The sequence below is a fragment of the Aeromonas sp. QDB23 genome (assembly GCF_027707745.1).
GTDB lineage: Bacteria > Pseudomonadota > Gammaproteobacteria > Enterobacterales > Aeromonadaceae > Aeromonas > Aeromonas allosaccharophila.
Genome location: NZ_JAPCJA010000048.1, coordinates 1 through 15,548 on the forward strand (window position 1 = coordinate 1; position 15,548 = coordinate 15,548).

At 60.3% G+C, this 15,548-nt stretch carries 14 protein-coding genes and 1 tRNA gene; 9 read left to right on the top strand and 6 right to left on the bottom strand.

The annotated features are described in order from the left end of the window. The 3 genes from PG888_RS17600 to rluA all read left to right on the top strand — a co-directional run. Positions 1-349 (top strand): hypothetical protein (locus PG888_RS17600; RefSeq protein ID WP_270693880.1); only part of this gene is annotated, 349 nt, incomplete at its 5' end. A 48-nt stretch (positions 350-397) separates the two neighbouring features. Further along, positions 398-3,265, top strand: coding sequence for an RNA polymerase-associated protein RapA (rapA, locus tag PG888_RS17605; protein ID WP_182938874.1), 2,868 nt, complete (start codon positions 398-400; stop codon positions 3,263-3,265). Between the two features lie 132 nt (positions 3,266-3,397). Further along, a complete protein-coding gene (rluA, locus tag PG888_RS17610) occupies positions 3,398-4,054 on the top strand; it encodes a bifunctional tRNA pseudouridine(32) synthase/23S rRNA pseudouridine(746) synthase RluA (RefSeq protein WP_182938873.1) in 657 nt (218 codons plus the stop codon). A 72-nt stretch (positions 4,055-4,126) separates the two neighbouring features. Here rluA and PG888_RS17615 read toward each other — a convergent pair whose 3' ends face one another. From PG888_RS17615 to treR, 5 genes are all read right to left on the bottom strand, one after another. Next, positions 4,127-4,315, bottom strand: coding sequence for a hypothetical protein (locus PG888_RS17615; RefSeq protein ID WP_005336040.1), 189 nt, complete (start codon positions 4,313-4,315; stop codon positions 4,127-4,129). A 126-nt stretch (positions 4,316-4,441) separates the two neighbouring features. After that, on the bottom strand, positions 4,442-5,035 hold the full coding sequence (locus tag PG888_RS17620) for a sugar O-acetyltransferase (RefSeq protein WP_182938872.1): 594 nt from the start codon (positions 5,033-5,035) through the stop codon (positions 4,442-4,444). Between the two features lie 3 nt (positions 5,036-5,038). Beyond that, complete coding sequence (treC, locus tag PG888_RS17625; RefSeq protein ID WP_182938871.1) at positions 5,039-6,700, bottom strand: alpha,alpha-phosphotrehalase; 1,662 nt, start codon at positions 6,698-6,700, stop codon at positions 5,039-5,041. A 66-nt stretch (positions 6,701-6,766) separates the two neighbouring features. Further along, on the bottom strand, positions 6,767-8,197 hold the full coding sequence (gene treB / locus PG888_RS17630) for a PTS trehalose transporter subunit IIBC (RefSeq protein ID WP_182933022.1): 1,431 nt from the start codon (positions 8,195-8,197) through the stop codon (positions 6,767-6,769). Between the two features lie 192 nt (positions 8,198-8,389). Then, the gene (gene treR / locus PG888_RS17635; RefSeq protein ID WP_182938870.1) at positions 8,390-9,337 is read right to left on the bottom strand and encodes a trehalose operon repressor TreR; all 948 of its coding nucleotides are present in this window, start codon (positions 9,335-9,337) and stop codon (positions 8,390-8,392) included. A 137-nt stretch (positions 9,338-9,474) separates the two neighbouring features. Here treR and PG888_RS17640 point away from each other — a divergent pair, with 137 nt between their 5' ends. From PG888_RS17640 to pbpG, 6 genes are all read left to right on the top strand, one after another. Next, entirely contained in the window at positions 9,475-10,425 is a 951-nt protein-coding gene (locus PG888_RS17640) for an AEC family transporter (protein WP_058053362.1), read from the top strand. Positions 10,426-10,546: 121 nt separating this feature from the next. Continuing rightward, positions 10,547-10,741, top strand: coding sequence for a heavy-metal-associated domain-containing protein (locus PG888_RS17645; RefSeq protein WP_111809430.1), 195 nt, complete (start codon positions 10,547-10,549; stop codon positions 10,739-10,741). Between the two features lie 130 nt (positions 10,742-10,871). Continuing rightward, positions 10,872-11,930: an L-asparaginase 2 gene (ansB, locus tag PG888_RS17650; RefSeq protein WP_058053364.1), complete on the top strand. Its 1,059-nt coding sequence runs from the start codon at positions 10,872-10,874 to the stop codon at positions 11,928-11,930. A gap of 234 nt (positions 11,931-12,164) precedes the next feature. Beyond that, entirely contained in the window at positions 12,165-13,457 is a 1,293-nt protein-coding gene (locus tag PG888_RS17655) for a hemolysin family protein (protein ID WP_075112893.1), read from the top strand. Positions 13,458-13,475: 18 nt separating this feature from the next. Continuing rightward, on the top strand, positions 13,476-14,141 hold the full coding sequence (locus PG888_RS17660; RefSeq protein WP_058053366.1) for a DedA family protein: 666 nt from the start codon (positions 13,476-13,478) through the stop codon (positions 14,139-14,141). Positions 14,142-14,300: 159 nt separating this feature from the next. Next, on the top strand, positions 14,301-15,128 hold the full coding sequence (gene pbpG / locus PG888_RS17665) for a D-alanyl-D-alanine endopeptidase (protein WP_111809429.1): 828 nt from the start codon (positions 14,301-14,303) through the stop codon (positions 15,126-15,128). 342 nt (positions 15,129-15,470) lie between these two features. On the opposite strand, the gene PG888_RS17670 is transcribed toward pbpG, so the two are convergent. After that, positions 15,471-15,547, bottom strand: a tRNA-Arg gene (locus tag PG888_RS17670). Position 15,548 lies beyond the last annotated feature (1 nt).

Here is a 15,548-nt window from a genome sequence, read left to right on the forward strand (position 1 = left end):
TTCGTTGCTGCGGGAGTGGAATTCTACTCAACCGCCTTCTCGAGTCAAGCCTTATTTTCAAAGGCTTTTCGAGGTTACCGACTTGGCTTTCTGCGTTGCCGCTTGCTCTGTCGATGTGGCGCATTATAGGGATCTGGATCACGCTTGCAAGGGTGTTTTCGAATTAAATTCGCATTTTTGGTTCAACCGTTCACTAATCACCCAAAAAGCGCATTTATCCTGCAATAACACACCCATTTGGCGATATCGCTACCTTTATGTGGCGTGGCGGAGGGTGCAGATCAAGGTTGTGGCGATTTGGTCTCTCTACATCTATATGCATGGTGATCGAGGTCACGCCTTCGGGTAACATAGCGCCCCTTTGCGATTCACACACTCTTGGGCTTTGGAGAGTTTAATGCCTTTTGCACTTGGCCAGCGTTGGATTAGTGATACAGAGACGGATCTGGGGTTGGGGACTGTCGTTGCTGTTGAAGGACGCATGGTTACCCTGTTGTTTCCGGCTACCGGTGAAAACCGCATGTATGCCAAAGAAGAGGCGCCGGTGACCCGGGTCAGCTTCAATGTGGGCGATCAGATCACCAGTCACGAAGACTGGACCATGACGGTCGAAGAAGTGCAGGAGAAAAACGGCCTGCTTATATATGTAGGTGTGCGCACCGACAATGATGAGCCCGTTGCCCTCAAGGAAGTGTTTCTCAACAACTTTATCAAGTTCAACAAGCCGCAGGATCGCCTGTTCGCCGGTCAGATTGACCGGATGTCCCGCTTTACCCTGCGTTACGAGGCATTGATCAACCAGCACCAGCGTCGTCGCAATCCGACTCGCGGTCTGGCCGGTGGCCGGGTCAGCCTGATCCCGCACCAGCTCTATATCGCCCACGAAGTGGGTCACCGCTACGCCCCGCGCGTACTGCTGGCCGATGAGGTGGGTCTGGGCAAGACCATCGAAGCGGGCATGATCATTCATCAGCAGTTGCTCTCCGGCCGCGCCCATCGCGTGCTGATCCTGCTGCCCGAGACTTTGCAGCACCAGTGGCTGGTCGAGATGCTGCGCCGCTTCAACCTGCACTTCTCCCTGTTTGACGAGGAGCGCTGCATCGAGGCATTCGCCGATGCAGAGAACCCCTTCGAGACCGAACAGCTGGTGATCTGCAGCCTCGACTTCCTGCGCAAGAAGCGTCGTCGCTTCGAGCAGGTGCTGGAAGCCGAGTGGGATCTGCTGGTTGTCGACGAAGCACACCATCTGGAGTGGAGTGAAGAGGCCCCCAGCCGCGCCTACGAAATGGTGGAAGCGCTGGCCGAACAGGTGCCGGGCGTACTGCTGCTGACCGCTACCCCGGATCAGCTGGGCCACCAGAGCCACTTTGCCCGTCTGCGCCTGCTCGATCCCGAGCGTTTCTACGACTACGAGGCTTTCCTCGCCGAGGAGCAGGCTTATGGCCAGGTCGCCAGCGCCGCGCAAGAGCTGCTGGAAGGCGAGACCCTGAGTGATGCAGCCAGACAGATCCTCGCCAGCCAGCTGGAAGGGCTGGACTTGAGCGATGCAACCGCCCGTCAGCAAGCGGTCGCCAAGCTGCTGGATCAGCACGGCACCGGCCGGGTGCTGTTCCGCAACAGCCGCGCCAATATTCAGGGCTTCCCCGAGCGTCATCTCAACGTCTACCCCATGCCACTGCCGGATCAGTACAAGACCGCCATCAAGGTAATGGGCATGATGGGTGGCAACGGTGGCGATCTGCAGACCCGCGCCCTGCGCTACCTCTACCCCGAGAAGATCTTCCAGCAGTTCGAAGGCGACAACGCTACCTGGACCCAGTTCGACCCGCGCGTCGAGTGGTTACTGGGCCTGCTGCTCTCTGCCCGCCAGCAGAAGGTGCTGGTGATCTGCTCCGAAGCGGCCACCGCCATCGCACTGGAAGAGGCGCTGCGCACCCGTGAAGGGATCCGCGGCACCGTGTTCCATGAAGGGATGTCGATCCTCGAGCGGGACAAAGCCTCTGCCTATTTTGCGCAAGAGGATGGTGGCGCCCAGGTACTGCTCTGCTCCGAGATCGGTTCAGAAGGTCGCAACTTCCAGTTTGCCAGTCATCTGGTGCTGTTCGATCTGCCGCTCAATCCGGATCTGCTGGAACAGCGCATCGGTCGACTGGATCGTATCGGTCAGCAGAATATCGTCGAGATCCACGTGCCCTACCTGGAAGGGACTGCCCAGCGCGCCCTGCAGCTCTGGTATCACGATGGTCTGGACGCGTTCGAGCAGACCTGCCCGACGGCTCGTCCGGTATTCGAAGCGGTGCGCGACGAGCTGTTCGAGCTGCTGGCCGCCAACACCGGCGATCAGGCCACCCTCGATGCTCTGCTGATCAAGACCCGCGAACTGCACGAGCCGCTCAAGGCCCGTCTGGAACAGGGTCGCGATCGCCTGCTGGAGATCCACTCCAGCGGTGGCGCCGCCGCCCAGCAGCTGGTCGACAAGCTGGCCGCCGAAGATGACGACACCGGCATGATCTCCTTCGCCCTCAAGATGTTCGACGAGATCGGCGTCAATCAGGATGACCGTGGCGAGAACGCGCTGGTGCTGACCCCCGGGGATCACATGCTAGTCTCCAGCTTCCCGGGCCTGCCGCAAGACGGCATGACCATCACCTTCGATCGCAACACCGCCCTGTCGCGGGATGACATGGCTCTGCTCTCCTGGGATCACCCCATGATGCGCGGCGGCATCGACCTGATCCTGGGCTCCGAGATCGGTGCTACCTCGGTCGCACTGCTCAAGAACAAGGCGCTGCCCATCGGCTCCATCCTGCTTGAGCTGATCTTCGTTGCCGAGTCTGCGGCCCATCCCCAGCTCTACCGTTTCATGCCACCGACGCCAATCCGTCTGCTGATGGACAAGAACGGCCAGAATCTGGGCGAGAAGGTGGCGTTCGATGCCTTCAACCGCCAGCTGACTCCGGTCAACCGCCACCTCGGCAGCAAGCTGGTGACTGCGTCGCAGCCGGTGATCCACGGTCTGATTGGCCAGGCTCAACCGATTGCCGAAGAGCTGAAAGCCGGGATTGTCGACAAGGCCCGTGCCCAGATGGCGCAGACCCTGCAGCAGGATCTGGATCGTCTGGAAGCACTCAAGGCTGTCAACCCGAACGTGCGCGACAGCGAACTGGATTATCTGCGCAATCTGCAGGCAGAATTGCACCACCTGATCGATCAGACCCAACTCAAGCTGGATGCAATCCGCTTTATCGTGGTCACTCATAACTGATAAAGCTGTGAAGGCATCATCTGGTTGATAACGGCCAGACCCAACACGAGTTGGCTGCCATGCACTTTATGATTGTGGTTACCCATAACTGATGGGGGCTTGCCCCCGCTTTGACCAAAGATGCGAGACGCTATGTTTGTATACTCACCGCCCCTGGAACCCTGGCTCGATATCCTGTTCAAGGACAAGGACATCATGGTGGTCAACAAGCCCACTGGCCTGCTGAGCGTCCCCGGGCGCGGCCCCGAGAATGAAGACAGCGTCCTGCATCGGGTGAAACAGCAGCACCCCAAGGCGGCGGCAGCCCATCGCCTCGACATGTCCACCACGGGCGTCATTGTCATTCCCCTCAATCCCAATTCCCATCGGGAGCTGAGCCGACAATTTCGCGAGCGGGAGACCGAGAAGCACTACCTCGCCTGGGTGTGGGACGAGCCGGAGGCCGAGTCGGGTCAGGTAGACCTGCCGCTCTGCGTCGACTGGCCCAACCGCCCGAAACAGAAAGTTGACCACGAAGAGGGCCGTCACGCCCTGACCCTGTGGCAGAAACTGAAGGTGGAGAACGGCAACAGCCTGATCAAGCTGACCCCCATCACAGGTCGCTCCCACCAGCTGCGCGTCCATATGCTGGAGCTGGGGCACCCCATTCTGGGTGACAACCTCTACGCCCATCCGGATGCGCTGGCGGCAGCGCCCCATCTCTACCTGCATGCGGCCAGCCTGACCATCAGCCACCCCCGCAGCGGCGAGCGAATGACCTTCGAGGCGCCAGCCCCCTTCCCGCTCTGAGCGGAAGAGGCTCGCGCCAAATCGCAGAGATAAAAAAGCCCCCATCGCGAGATGGGGGCTTTTTCATTAGGGTCAGACGCGAATATCGATCTTGCTTCCCAAAGAAGCGCTGGCCGATGTCGGTGCAACCGGCGCTGATTGCGCTGCGTTTTGCAGCAGCTTCAGCGCAGCTTCGCCCTCTTGGGTCTGCTGTTTCTTGGCCAGACTGGCCGTCATCAGAGCAGAACCAAACGACGCATTTGCAGAACTTGATATATCCATAGGGTTCCTCCTGCACTCAACAGTATCGGCCAAGCGGCCCGGAACATAAGCACTGAATACAAAACAATCTGAAAGTCACTTTTCTATCAATCAGATAGCGCGAACATTCATGGCCCCTGTTCACCACTAGATGACGCCTTCAAGCTCTTGTGCCGTCATCGGTCGAAGCACCTTGCAAGGGTTGCCAGCCGCCACCACGTTGGCAGGTACATCCTTGGTCACCACCGAACCGGCGCCGATGACGCTGTTGTCACCGATAGTAACGCCGGGGCAGATGACGACGCTGCCGCCAATCCAGACGTTGTGGCCGATCCGCACCGGCTTGCCGAACTCCACCCCCTTGATACGTGGCGCGACGGCAACGGGGTGAGCGGCGGTGTAGATCTGCACCCCAGGCGCCAGCAGCACGTTGTCGCCAATGTGCACCTCGCAGACGTCGAGGATGGTGCAATTGACGTTGGCGTAGAAATTCTCGCCGACGAAGATGTTGGCGCCATAGTCGCAAAAGAATGGCGGGTTGATGGCGCACTCGTTGCCACGCCCACCGAGCAGCTCGTGAAGCAAAGCATCCCGCGCCGGTTTCTCCTGCCAGCTGGTGTTGAAGGTGTGATAGAGCCTTCGGCAGCGCTCGCGCGCCGCTTTCAGCTCGGGATCGCCCGCATCATAGGGCTCCCCCGCCACCATCTTCTGCCACTCGGCACCGCGCACCACCTTCTCCATTACCTACTCCATCAACCAGATCAGGGATTCATAAGGGCGCAGCATAGCCGATTGCGGTTGGGCCGGGCTATCCGGGTAATTGCCGAGCAGCAGCCGACCCTTCCCGCTTTGCAGCTCGGCAGGCAAGGCAAACTCCACCGGCTCGCCGTAGAAGTTGCTCACCACCAGCAGGGTCTGGCCGTTGGCGCGGCGGGCATAGGCCCAGATCTGCGGGTGCCCGGTCAGCAGCTCCTGATAATCCCCCCGGGTGAAGATGGGGTGCGCCTTGCGAAGGGCGATGAGATCCCGATAGTGCCAGAACACCGAGTTCTGGTCGGCCAGCGCCGCCTCGGCGTTGATCTCGGGGTAGTTGGCGGCAGGCTTGAGCCAGGGCGTCCCGCTGGTGAAACCGGCGTTGGGGGCGGCACTCCACTGCATCGGGGTGCGCGAGTTGTCGCGGGACTTGGCGCCGAGAATGGCGAGGATCTCGGCCTCGCTCATCCCTTCCGCCTGCTTGATGGCGAAGATGTTGCGGCTCTCCACATCCTGATAGTCATCGATGCGCTGATAGCCGGGGTTGGTCATGCCGATCTCCTCCCCCTGATAGATGTAGGGGGTGCCTTGCAGGCCGTGAAGAGTGCTGGCCAGCATCTTGGCGGCGACCACCCGATGCTCGCCCTCATCGCCGAAACGGGAGACGATGCGCGGCTGATCGTGGTTGCACCAGAACAGCGCCGACCACCCCTTGCCGTGCATGCCGCTCTGCCAGTGGTTGAAGATACGCTTGAGTTCGAGGAAATCGAATGGCGCCTTGGTCCACTTGTCGCCGTTGGGGTAATCCACCTTGAGGTGGTGGAAGTTGAACACCATGGAGAGCTCGGAGCCGTCCAGTGCTCCATAGCGCTGGCAGTGCTCCAGACTGGTGGAGGACATCTCCCCCACCGTCATGGCGCCGACCGGGGCAAAGACGTCACGGCTCACATCCTGCAAAAATTCGTGGATACGCGGCCCGTCGGTGTAGAAGCGGCGGCCATCGCCGATCTCGTCGTTCGGAAACGCCTGATCCTTGGAGATAAGGTTGATGACGTCGAGCCGGAAACCATCCACCCCCTTCTTGGCCCAGAAGTGGATGATGTTTTTCACCTCGGCGCGCACCGCCGGATTTTCCCAGTTGAGATCCGCCTGCTCGCGGGCAAACAGGTGCAGGTAGTACTGACCGGTAGCGGGATCCAGCTCCCAGGCGCTGCCGCCAAACTTGGATTGCCAGTTGTTGGGCACGCCGCCATCTACCGGATCGCGCCAGATGTAATAGTCGCGGTAGGGGCTGTTTTTATCCCCCAGCGCCGACTTGAACCAGGCGTGCTCGGTGGAGGTGTGGTTGACCACGATATCCATCACGATGCGGATGTCACGCGCGTGGGCGGCAACCAGCAGCGCCTCGAAGTCGGCCATGGTGCCGTAGGCGGGATCAATATTCAGGTAGTCGGCGATGTCGTAGCCGTTGTCCACCTGCGGGGAGACGTAAACCGGGGTCAGCCAGAGGGCATCGACACCCAGGGTTTTGAGATAGTCGAGGCGGGCCATGATCCCCTTGAGATCACCGGTGCCACGGGCAGCGGAATCCTGAAAGCTCTTGGGGTAGATCTGGTAAATCACGGCACTCTGCCACCAGGGTGTTTGGCTCATGGGTCTTTCTCTTGTCTCGAATAGAAAATGGAGAGGGCGACCCGCGGGTCGCCCTGATAAGCAGTGTCAGGCGCTGGCTTGGGCCAACTTGCCAGCGGCTTGCTGGCGCTTGTAGACCAGCAGGGTCAGCACCACCGGCACCACGATGGCGACTAGCATGGCGATAGAGTAAACGGCCCAATATTGCGGCTGGATGGAGAGGATGCCCGGCAGGCCCCCTACCCCGATGCCGTTGGCCATCACCCCGGCAAAACCGCAGATAAGGGCCGCAAGGCTGGAGCCCACCATGGCGCACAGCATGGGGAACTTGTACTTGAGGTTGATGCCGTACATGGCCGGTTCGGTCACCCCAAGGTAGGCGGAGATGGCGGCAGGCACCGAGATCTCCCGCTCGTTCTCCTTGCGGCTAATCAGAATGATGCCCACCACGGCAGAAGCCTGAGCAATGTTGGAGAGGGCGATCAGCGGCCAAATCGGAGTGCCACCCATGCTCTGCATCAGCTGCAGATCCACCGCGTTGGTGGTGTGGTGGATGCCGGTGATGACCAGCGGCGCATAGAGGAAACCGAACAGCGCGGCACCTATGGGGGCAAAGGAACCGGTCATGGCCGCCTTGGCGGCGAAGCCGACGCCCTCACCAATCCAGCGACCGAACGGGCCGATAAAAGCGTGGGCCACGATCACCGCCAGCAGCAGAGACACGAACGGCACGATGACCAGATAGAGATAGGCAGGAATGATCCGCTTGAGGTTGGTCTCCACCCAAGCGAGGAAGACACCCGCCAGCAGCGCCGGAATGACTTGGGCCTGATAACCCACCTTCTGGATCACGAACAGGCCGAAGTCCCACACCTCGGGAGTCTGCTGACCAATGCCGTAGGCGTTCATCAACTGCGGTGACACCAGCGTCACCCCCAGCACGATACCCAGGATCTCGGAGCCGCCCATCTTCTTCACTGCAGACCAGCAGACGCCTACCGGCAGGAAGTGGAAAATCGCCTCGCCCAGCAGCCAGAGGAAGGCGTGCACCTGAGCCCAGAACTGGCTGATCTCGGTGAGGGTGTGAGTGCCATCGTCGAACATCTTGATGTCGCCGATGACGTTGCGAAAGCCCAGGATCAGACCGCCGGTGATGATGGCGGGCAACAGCGGCACGAAGATCTCTGCCAGATGGGAGATGCCCCGCTCCAGCGGGTTCATGTTCTGGCGGGCTGCCTGCTTGGCGGCATCCTTGCTGCCACCACTGACGCCGAGCTGTTCGGTCAGCGCCTTGTACCACTGCTCAACCTCGTTGCCGATCACCACCTGAAACTGACCGCCCTGGGTGAAGCTTCCCTTCACCGCCGGGATGGTTTCGATGGCCTTGCTGTCGGCCTTGGCCGGATCGTTCAGGACGAAGCGCAACCGAGTCAGGCAGTGGCTGACGGTGGCGATGTTCTCCTTGCCACCGATCTTGTCGATCAGGGTGGCAAGCTGTTGTGCGTTGATCTTGGACATGGGTCTTCCCTCTGTGACGCCATTGAATAGTGGTCTGCATCGCCCTTATGAGCCAGTCTGTCGGCCGGAGCGTTTTTGGTATCGTTCCCATTTAGCATGCCGACAATCTGGTCAGATCAAAATGGGAACGTTCCCAATTCGTGGCCAGCGTCACAAAAAGCGCGTTTTTTGTTCAGTAGGAAGTGATGGGGCTCACAGGGTTCGGCAGGGGGCGATAGTCACCAGCGGCGGCTGCGCCTGCTCGATCTGACCGAGCAGCTGGCGCGCCGCCTGCTCGCCCGCCCCCTTGTAGCCGAGATCCAGGCTAAGGGCGTTGGGGAAGAGGAAGCTGAGCATGGGGTTGTTGCCAAGGCCGGTCACCAGCACCTCGCTACGCCATTGTTCTTGCAGGTATTTTGCCGCACCGATGGCGAGGGTGTCGCTGGCGCAGACCAGCGCCTGGGTGGTGGGAGTAAGCAGCTCGGCAGCCAGCCGGTAGCCGCTCTGCAAGCTGAGATCGCCGAGGGCGCTGCGCGGGCGCAACCCCTGCTCTGCGCAGTAAGCAAGATAGGCATCGAGGCGGCGCTGGCCGGTGGTGAGATCCGAGGTATCGACCCCGAGATAGGCGATGTCGCGGGCGCCACGGCTTGCCAGCTGCGCCAGCATGGTGCGCACCGCACCGGCATCGTCGAAGCAGACCGAAGAAAAACCTGGGTATTCACGGGCGACCAGCACCAGCTTCTCTTTCAGCGGCGCCATGGCGGCATAGTCCAAGTCATTGAAGGCGAACAGGATAATGCCATCCACCCCGCGCCGCTCCAGCACCGCCAGATGCTCCTGCACCTTGGCAGGGGAGAACTTGCTCTCCATCAACACGGCATCGTAGCCGCGCTGGTAGAGGGTCTCCAGCATGCCGCGCACCGCCTGATTCTCCGAACTGGAGTCGAGCCGCGAGACGATGATCCCCACCACCTGCTGACTCTGGCTGCGCATGGCCCGCGCCGACTTGCTCGGCACGAAGCCATGCTCGGCGATGATCTGCTCCACCCGCTCGCGGGTCTCCTGCTTCACCTTGGGATCCTGATTGAGCACCCGGGAGACGGTCGACTTGCCGACGCCACTCAGTCGGGCGATATCGAGGATGGTCAGTTTCTTGTCCATGAATTGGCTCACAGGAGGCTAGGCGGTGGAATTGCCCACATTGTTGTGATTAACCCCTGTGAATACAAGTCCATGGCGTTAGAATGCCCTTTTTGCCCCGCCGTCAGGGTATGTGGGCACAGCACAGGATGCTCATCATGGATCTGCTGGCCAGTCTGCTCTTCTCCCTCTCCATCACTGGCCCCATCTGCGTGGTGCTGCTGCTCGGCATCTTGCTCAAGCGGCTGGGACTGCTACCGGATCCCTTTACCGAATCCGCCTCGCGACTGGTGTTTCAGGTCACCCTGCCTGCCCTGCTCTTTCTCAGCATTCTGGGCACCAACTTCGCCACCATGCCGAGCCTCTGGTTTATCGGCTATGGCCTGCTGGCCACCGTTATCAGCTATCTGGTGCTGGAGCTGCTGGCGGGCCGTTTTATCGGCGAGCAACGGCTGCGCGGCATCTTCGTGCAGGGGAGCTTTCGCGGCAACAGCGCCATCATCGGGCTCGCCTATGTGCAAAACGCCTACGGTCACGAAGGGTTGGGGGCAGCGGCCTTCTATGTCGGCGCGGTGACCGTGCTCTACAACATCCTCGCGGTGATCACCCTCACCCGCAGTCTCGGCGGCGCCACCGGCATTCGCCCCATTCTGCTCGGCATCATCAAGAATCCGCTGATCATCGCCATTGTGGCGGCACTGCCCTTTACCCTGCTCGGCATCAAGATGCCGCAACTGCTGCTCACCACCGGCAGCTACTTCGCCAATATGACGTTGCCGCTGGCGCTGCTCTGCACCGGCGCCTCCCTCAGCCTCGACGCCCTGCGCGGTGGCGCGGCGCTGGCAGGTTGGGCCAGCATCATGCGGCTCTGCCTCATTCCGGCAGCCTTCACCCTGGGGGCGGCCCTGCTCGGTTTCAGCCATCTGGAGCTCGGCATTCTGTTTCTCATCAGCGCCACCCCGACCGCCGCGGCCAGCTACGTGATGACCCGCGCCATGGGGGGCGACAGCGTACTGGCCGCGAACATTATCGCCACCACCACCCTTGGCTCGCTGGTTACTACCAGCCTCGGAGCAACCCTGATGAATTACCTCGGTTTGATGTACTGACCTCACCCGCACACCGGCCGGGAGCAACCCAGATGAACTATCTGGGCCTGATGTACTGACTGCTTGACCTTGCCGGAGGCGGCAGCTTTAGGCTGGCGCCCATCAACAGAGGAGATATCCCATGACCATCGAACTCACCGTGTCCGGCATGTCCTGTGGTGGCTGCGCCGCCAGTCTGCAAAAAGCGTTGCTGGCCCAGCCTGCCGTCACCACCGCAACCGTCGATTTCGCCAGTAGCAAGGCCGTCATCGAAAGCGGGCTGAGCAAAGCCGAGCTGATCGCCCTGATCGAAGCCCAGGGCTTTCAGGTAGGTTAATTTATCTCTATAGAGGTATTAAACAGGTTAAAAATCTGTACCCACCTGTCTTTTGGTGAGTTTTATCACAGATATTGCTGTTTAAATGGGCAAACTTGCTGCGATTATTCCAACCATAAGGATTTGCAGCATGACCCTACCGATCCGCAAGACCCTGCTCGCCGCCGTCGTTGGCCTGACCCTCTCCCCCATGGCAATGGCCCTGCCCAGCGTCCATATTCTGGCTACCGGCGGCACCATCGCCGGGGCAGGCCAATCTGCCACCCAGTCCAACTACGAGGCAGGCAAGGTAGCCATCGAGACCCTGATTGCTGCCGTTCCCGAGATGAAGAACGTCGCTGACGTGCAGGGTGAGCAGGTAGTCAAGATCGGCTCCCAGGACATGAACGACGAGGTGTGGCTCAAGCTGGCCAAGCGGGTCAACGAGCTGCTGGCCAAGGATGACGTGGATGGCATCGTCATCACCCACGGCACCGACACCATGGAAGAGACCGCCTACTTCCTCAACCTGACCGTCAAGAGCGACAAACCGGTAGTGCTGGTTGGCGCCATGCGCCCCTCCACCGCCATGAGTGCCGATGGCCCGCTCAACCTCTACAACGCCGTGGTGACAGCCTCCGACCCGAGCTCCAAGGGCCGTGGCGTGATGGTGGCAATGAACGACACCGTGCTGGATGCCCGTGACGTCACCAAGACCAACACCACCGGGGTGCAGACCTTCGCCTCCCCCAACTTCGGCCCGCTGGGTTACATCCACAACGGCAAGATCGACTATCAGCGCACTCCGGCCCGTCTGCACACCAGCAAGACGCCGTTTGACGTGAGCAAGCTCGACAAGCTGCCGCAAGTGGGCATCGTCTACAACTATGCCAACGCCACCGATCTGCCGGCCAAGGCGATGGTGAACGCCAAGTTCGACGGTATCGTCAGTGCCGGTGTGGGTAACGGCAACCTCTACCATACCCTGTTCGATACCCTGGCTCAGGCGAGCAAGGATGGTATCCGCGTGGTGCGTTCCGCCCGCGTGCCGACCGGCGCCACCACCCTGGATGCCGAGATCGATGATGCCAAATACGGCTTCGTGGCCTCCGGCACCCTCAACCCGCAAAAATCCCGCATCCTGCTGATGCTCTCCCTGACCCAGAGCAAGGATCCGGCCCAGATCCAGCGCTGGTTCCAGCAGTTCTGATCAGGGTTCCCTGACAAGTGATGAACAAGGGCGGGACTTCCCGCCCTTTTCCATCCCGTGGCGCCCACCTCGCCACGCGCTCCGCCTCGTTGGTTCCATCCTTTCCCCTTTTCTCGCCATCGCGGACTCTCGTCAGCAAATTAGCGAGCAGGATCACCCGCTTTCACAAGCGCATCGCGGCCAAATTCATTACACTGCCAGCGATCTTATCTACTCAAGAGGTGCTGTTGCTGTATGGAAATATTGATCCTGCTGGGATTGATTTTGCTTAATGGCGTCTTCGCCATGTCAGAAATCGCCATCGTCACCGCACGCAAGGCGCGCCTCGGCAAACTTGCCAATGAAGGCAACCGCTCCGCCGCCATCGCCCTCAAACTGGGTGAAGACCCGACCCATTTTCTCTCCGCCGTCCAGATAGGCATCACCAGCATCGGCCTGCTCAATGGTATTTATGGCGAATCGCTACTGGCCCAGCCCTTCTCGCTCTGGTTGCAGGAGTGGGGACTATCCCCCAAGAGCAGCGGCCTGATCGCCACCGTCATCGTGGTGGTGGTGGTTACTTACCTCTCCATCGTGGTGGGGGAGCTGGTGCCCAAGCGGCTTGGCCAGCTCAATGCCGAGCGCATCGCCTGCCTGATGGCCCGTCCGATGCACTGGCTCGCTACCCTGACTCGCCCCTTCGTCTGGCTGCTGTCTGCCTCCACCAATGCCAGCCTGCGGCTGCTGCGGGTCAATCAGAATGGCAGTAACAATGTCACCGAGGAGGAGATCCACGCCATGCTGGTGGAAGGATCGGAAGCCGGGGTGATCGAGGATCATGAACACACCATGCTGCGCAACGTCTTCCGTCTCGACGAGCGCAGCCTCTCCTCCCTGATGGTGCCGCGCAGCGATATCCGCTATCTGGATCTGGCGCTGCCGCTGGAGGCCAACCTGCAGCGTCTGGTGGAGTATCGCCACAGCTATTTTCCGGTCTGCGACGGCAACCTGTCAGAGCTGGTGGGGATCATCAATGTCAGCAAGGTGCTGCACGCCTATATCAAGGGAGAGCCTATCGATCTGGCGGCCCTGACCCAGGAGGGCAGCCTGCTGCCCGAGACCCTCAACGGCGTCGAGCTGCTCAACCACTTCCGCACCCACAGCGAACAGATGGTGCTGGTAGTGGACGAATATGGCGAATTGCAGGGGCTGGTCACCCAGCAGGATCTGCTGGAGGCGCTGGCGGGGGATTTCCAGCAGGAGGATGGCAGCGACAACTGGGCCTTCCGGCGCGCCGACGGCAGCTGGCTGCTCGATGGCCTGATCCCGCTGCCGGAGTTGAAGGACTGTCTGGAGCTGGTTCGTCTGCCAGAAGAAGAAAAACATCACTATCACACCCTCGGAGGGCTTATCATGCTGCTCCTTGGTCGTGTTCCACACACCGGAGACCTGGTGACACTGGAACAGTGGCAACTGGAAATTGTTGACATGGATGGCCTGCGCATCGACAAGGTGCTCGCCATGCCCTTGACCGATCAACCCAGCTAACCTGCGGAGTTTGCAAGTATGGAGCAGTTTTACCAACTGGCTCACGCCTTTATGAATCACGATCTGAACACACTTTCCGATCCCAAGATGGCCTTCATGATCTGTGGTGTGATTTTGACGTTTCTGGTACTGGAGAACGGATTCATCCCTACCGCCTTTCTGCCCGGTGACAGTCTGCTGCTCCTCACCGGCGTGCTCATCTATCAGGATGTGTTGTCACTCGGGGTGATCCCGCTGCTGATCATGGCCACCTTTGTCGGCACCTGGCTCGGCTACATGCAGGGGCGCTTCCTCGGTCATACCCAGCTCTACCATCGGCTGATGTCCCACGTGGAAGAGCGACACCAGCAGAAGGTCTACCACCTGCTGGACAAGTACGGGATCATCACCCTGATCACCGCGCGCTATATCGCCTTCGTGCGCACCGCCTACCCCTATATCGTCGGGGCCACCGAGCTGCCGCAGGGGCGCTTTCTTATCGTCAATCTGATCAGCTCCATCATGTGGATCTGCCCGCTGGTCGGCACCGGCTACTACCTGAGCCACACCAAGCTGGCAGCCGAATACCAGACCCAGTTCTTCAACATCATCATCTATCTGCCGGTGGTACTGCTGGTGGGTGGCATGGTGGCGCTGGTCTGGCGCTGGATCAGCAAACGCAAGGCCGCGCAGCCGCGGGATTGACCCCTCGCGCAACGCCCGACCAGAAAGCCCTCGCCAGAGGGCTTTTTTGATCGCCTATTTTGCGCAAATAGCAGAAATAGTCCCGCTCGGCCCTTGTAAAGCCGGGGTAAAAATGAGTGAATCTAGCGCCTTTTTTTGGATGGGAATGGAGTCGGTTGTATGTGGTGTCGGATTCGCGCAGCAGCGCTGGTTGTCGGGTTGATGGGAATGCTGGGATTGCCTGCGGTCAGCGCGGCCCCCAACCCAGCCAAACTGGAAGTACGCTCAAGCAGCGCCCTGGTCGTGGATGTAAAAACGGGCAAGACGCTCTACCAGAAGAATGCCACCAAGGTGCGTCCCATCGCCTCCCTCACCAAGCTGATGACAGCGCTGGTGGTGCTGGATGCCAAGCAGAATCTCAACCAGACCATCACGGTCGACAAGAACGATCTGGATCGGGTCAAACACACCCACTCCCGCATCCGCATGGGCACCAAGGTGACCCGTCGCGATGCCCTGCATCTGGCGCTGATGTCCTCCGAAAACCGGATGGCCTCGGCACTGGCGCGTCACTATCCGGGCGGTCGCAGCGCCTTCGTGCGGGCCATGAACAACAAGGCCAGACAGTTGGGAATGCGCAATACCCACTTCTACGACTCCACCGGCCTCTCCACCCGCAACGTCTCCACTGCCCAGGATCTGGGCAAGCTGGCCGCCGCCGCCTATCGTCAGCCGCTGATCCGTCAGTTCACTCAGGATGAGAACCGGGAGATGCGCTTCAGCACCCCCGCCTACAGCCTGATGTTCAACAACACCAACCCGCTGGTGAAGAACCCGGATTGGGACGTGCGTCTCTCCAAAACCGGCTTCACTGACGAAGCGGGCCGCTGTCTGGTGATGCGCGCCAAACCGGACAATCAGGAGCTTGCCATCGTGCTGCTCAACTCGGTGGGCAAACGCACCCCCATCGGCGATGCCAACCGCATTCGCAAATGGCTGAAAAGCTGAGTAACGCTCTCAACACAAAAGGATGCTGTGGCATCCTTTTTTATTGCCCGCAGAACGCCTCTGCAGGCCTTACGGGATGTTGATAGCCAAACCCTGAGTGATGAGCTACGCGCAGTCCCCCGCAGCAACAGCAGGCATACAGCCCGCTTGCAGAAGAGGTAAATGGTGACAAGGCGGTGCACTGCTCAGAAGAGCACAAGGCAATAACAGAAGGGGGAGAAAAGATCGCAAGAGCGGAAAGCAGGAGGGTGACCCGGCCGCCACAGCGAACGCGGATCCACACGACAGGGGTGAATGTCGCCCATAAAAAAACAGCCCCGACCGAAGTCGAGGCTGTCTGTATGGTGCGCCCGAGAGGATTCGAACCTCTGACCACCTGGTTCGTAGCCAGGTACTCTATCCAGCTGAGCTACGGGCGCG

Excerpts from the sequence above, each read along its gene's own strand:
- rapA (WP_182938874.1), top strand. The coding sequence starts at position 398 with ATGCCTTTTGCACTTGGCCAGCGTTGGATTAGTGATACAGAGACGGAT.
- rluA (WP_182938873.1), top strand. The coding sequence starts at position 3,398 with ATGTTTGTATACTCACCGCCCCTGGAACCCTGGCTCGATATCCTGTTC.
- PG888_RS17615 (WP_005336040.1), bottom strand. The coding sequence starts at position 4,315 with ATGGATATATCAAGTTCTGCAAATGCGTCGTTTGGTTCTGCTCTGATG.
- PG888_RS17620 (WP_182938872.1), bottom strand. The coding sequence starts at position 5,035 with ATGGAGAAGGTGGTGCGCGGTGCCGAGTGGCAGAAGATGGTGGCGGGG.
- treC (WP_182938871.1), bottom strand. The coding sequence starts at position 6,700 with ATGAGCCAAACACCCTGGTGGCAGAGTGCCGTGATTTACCAGATCTAC.
- treB (WP_182933022.1), bottom strand. The coding sequence starts at position 8,197 with ATGTCCAAGATCAACGCACAACAGCTTGCCACCCTGATCGACAAGATC.
- treR (WP_182938870.1), bottom strand. The coding sequence starts at position 9,337 with ATGGACAAGAAACTGACCATCCTCGATATCGCCCGACTGAGTGGCGTC.
- PG888_RS17640 (WP_058053362.1), top strand. The coding sequence starts at position 9,475 with ATGGATCTGCTGGCCAGTCTGCTCTTCTCCCTCTCCATCACTGGCCCC.
- PG888_RS17645 (WP_111809430.1), top strand. The coding sequence starts at position 10,547 with ATGACCATCGAACTCACCGTGTCCGGCATGTCCTGTGGTGGCTGCGCC.
- ansB (WP_058053364.1), top strand. The coding sequence starts at position 10,872 with ATGACCCTACCGATCCGCAAGACCCTGCTCGCCGCCGTCGTTGGCCTG.
- PG888_RS17655 (WP_075112893.1), top strand. The coding sequence starts at position 12,165 with ATGGAAATATTGATCCTGCTGGGATTGATTTTGCTTAATGGCGTCTTC.
- PG888_RS17660 (WP_058053366.1), top strand. The coding sequence starts at position 13,476 with ATGGAGCAGTTTTACCAACTGGCTCACGCCTTTATGAATCACGATCTG.
- pbpG (WP_111809429.1), top strand. The coding sequence starts at position 14,301 with ATGTGGTGTCGGATTCGCGCAGCAGCGCTGGTTGTCGGGTTGATGGGA.